Origin of the sequence: Candidatus Stygibacter australis, from assembly GCA_030765845.1 — a bacterium.
Taxonomy (GTDB): Bacteria; Cloacimonadota; Cloacimonadia; order Cloacimonadales; family TCS61; genus Stygibacter; species Stygibacter australis.
In genome coordinates this window covers 1-3,049 of sequence record JAVCDJ010000132.1, presented here as the reverse complement: position 1 = coordinate 3,049, position 3,049 = coordinate 1, and the positions used below count along the sequence as shown (strand labels likewise).

The 3,049-nt window shown below is 37.1% G+C and carries 2 protein-coding genes; both read right to left on the bottom strand.

Features of this window, described 5'->3' with window-relative positions:
- Positions 1 to 1,127: C25 family peptidase propeptide domain-containing protein (locus tag RAO94_06770; GenBank protein ID MDP8322034.1), on the bottom strand; the 1,127-nt coding region annotated here is incomplete at its 3' end.
- Positions 1,128 to 1,711: 584 nt separating this feature from the next.
- A partial coding sequence (locus RAO94_06765) for a choice-of-anchor Q domain-containing protein (GenBank protein ID MDP8322033.1) occupies positions 1,712 to 3,049 on the bottom strand: 1,338 nt, incomplete at its 5' end.

Sequence of the window (3,049 nt, the reverse complement as noted above, 5' to 3'; positions counted from 1 at the left end):
GCAAAAATATCTTCCTGGATCGCCACAGCCGTCTGTACATTGAAATATTGCAAATGCATTTCGATCAATTCATCTGCCTGGGTTTCAAAGTAATCCTGAGGTCTGATCATTAGACATTCCACAGGACGGTTTGAGCGCTGTGGCTGAGGTTTTTCACTGATACTATCAATCTCTTTATAACTGGAATTATCGATTTCAGTCCGGGCAGGTACCTCAGGGAAATCACCTGCAAGAGCCAGCCAGAGTACTGTACCTGATCCTGGATAATCAAAGCAGACTCGATCTTCCTGAATACTTAGAGGTATTTCCTGCTGAAAATAACTGGTTTCGCCATCCTGCACTTCAGGAGTCAATCCGAATAGCCGTAAGGTGTTGAAATCAGCAAAATCAGGTAAAATACTCAAATCTTCTACACTGAGGCAGTAAGAGCCGGATCTGGATATATCTAATCGATACCAGAATTGTGAGTTATCCCAGTTAATTCCTCTTCTGGAAGCAGGTGGTGACTGTCGCCAGTAGCGTGCCTGCTGATAATTGGCTATGAAATCCTTATCCAGCCAGGCTTTTTCAAAGGGTGATGACTGATGCCAGTTCGTGTTGCCAATGATCTCAATCTCGATTTCAAATTCCTCATAAATAGTGAGACTCTGAGTGCGATGATCATACTCACAGGGAGAAATCGTCAGCGGAATTATTGTGAAACCTCTGAGATAACTTGCCTCTCCTGCTGCTGCCAGCTCTGAATCATAATCTGCATAAAGCGACTCATTGATAGATGATAGAAAGTCACTGGTCTTTCCGGCAGGAATGATCGTTGGTGCTGGTAAAAGCGGATAATTCAAAGTTATCGTTTTACTTTTGATAATTCTGGTATTAAATTGTATCCTGCCAGCAGGAGGAACTGCTACTCGAATTGTTTTATAAGGCATTTCTGGTGCTCCGGGAATATCTGTGATAGTCCATTCATCCAGATCTGCATCTATTTCTGTGAAGTTTTGATTTTCAATTATTGAAGCGGGAAACGTGACGTGATAAGTAAGCCGGTCAGGTGTATCAACAGTTTTAACTACAGAAGCAGATAAACTGAATATCGCTGCCAGCATAATCAGGATAATGGTGTGTTTCAAAAAGACCTCCAGAATTCAATTTAAAGTTCTTAAATACTAATTTCATTACTAACGTCACAATTCATTAGAACAAAATATTGTCAATTATTTGGCGTATATCGCGCTTCCTCCCATTTTTTTTAGCCTGCATCTCAATATTTGATAGACCAACGAGTAAGGGCAGACCCAATTGTCGTGCCGTAGTTTTAACTTAGGATGGAGGTTAAATAAAAAAATTATATAGCACCGAACAATTACGAACAAAACGAACTGAAGAACCACCAGAATTGAGCTTATCATTCTTCTTACACTATAGGTGTTAATTATTTGTAGTAATATTATGAAACTAAAAAATAATCCTTACACTGTAGGTGTTATATAACGGTTTAATATAACCTCTTTCCCGATAAATATCCCCTACAGGGAAAGACGGTTTTGCAGGTTCAATAGTTTCTACAAATAGCAAACTCCTACGGAGTATAATCAAAACCATATCTCATCACCCATTGCTGCACAGCAAGTATTAAAAGTTCGTTTTGTTAGTTGCCCAATTTCTCTTGCGTTCTCATTCAAAACTCAAAACTTGTCCGCCTTTGGCGGATTAATTACTTGATCACTGTCAATTTCCCCTGCTCCAGAAATTCTCCATCTTTTGAAAGACGCAGGAAATAGACTCCAGCTGCTACTTTGTCGCCACTGGTATTGCAGCAATCCCATCTGATGCCGCTATATCCCTTCTTTAATTCTGATTCCCACACTTTCTGCCCTTTGATGTTATATATCCCTATCTGATAATCCTCTACCTGCATCAATCCAGTATAATTGATGATCACTGCTCCCCTGCCCTCACTTATTTTCACTGGATTTGGATAATAATCCAAATTAGAATATTCCAACTCTTCTTCATGCACTGGATTGCTGAAGGGATTATATTCATAAGCACCAATATCTATGCCATTTCCTCTTATCCGTAAATTGCCTGCCAGATCATATTCAGGTAAAACCACACCCTCAGGTAATTCCAAAGAACCCGCATCTATTGCCGGGGAATCTTCCTGTAATGAATATGGATATTCTCCTTCAAACATAAATAATGGATCTCCTTCAATGATTGTCTCTTCATCCCAGTTCAGGATACCAAATCCATCAATATATACTCCCTCAATTCCATCCTCAATGATGCTGTGATGTACATTTACAACCGGTATTCCAAGAGAAGGATTACCCCTCAAAATTATTGAATACTCAGTTTCATTATCATAAATTATAGTATTCATTATTTCTGCATCAATATCATAGGCCAATCGTAAAGGAGCGTTTTCAACAAAAGCACCTCTAAATATATTGCCGGCAAAAGTACTATTCACAATATTGAGTGTATAAATATCAGTACATAATAAAGAAATACCTACAGTATAATCCGTAAAATTATTAAGATATTCATTATCACTAAATTCACAATTTACAATATTGAAATTATGATCACCTTGATTGGTCCTTGCTGAATATAAGTATAAACCACCAGTATGATTATTTATGCTTCTACAATTTTCCATTACTACAGTACAGTCGATACTATTATTATTCATATAATTTTGCATGGCAACAGAAGTCGGATAATGAATATTATTTTCGAAAAGTATATTTCGCATAGTTAAATTTGCTGAACTAACCCAAAGTAATTTATCTAATTGATTGTCTATTATCCGTAAATTTTCCAGCAACACAGAATTGATTGACTGAGAAGTGTTAAAGATATCTAAAATCCTTTTAGGATTTAAATTTGCAATACCATCTTTGATAGTAAGATTTTTAATTTCATATCCTAAATCGCTGAAAAAATCAATTATAAAACCTTGATCAATACCATTCAATTCAATTATCGTGTTCTCTGCTGATTGTCCCTCAATGGAGACAAATGCTCGAAGAGTAACTGGGAATTT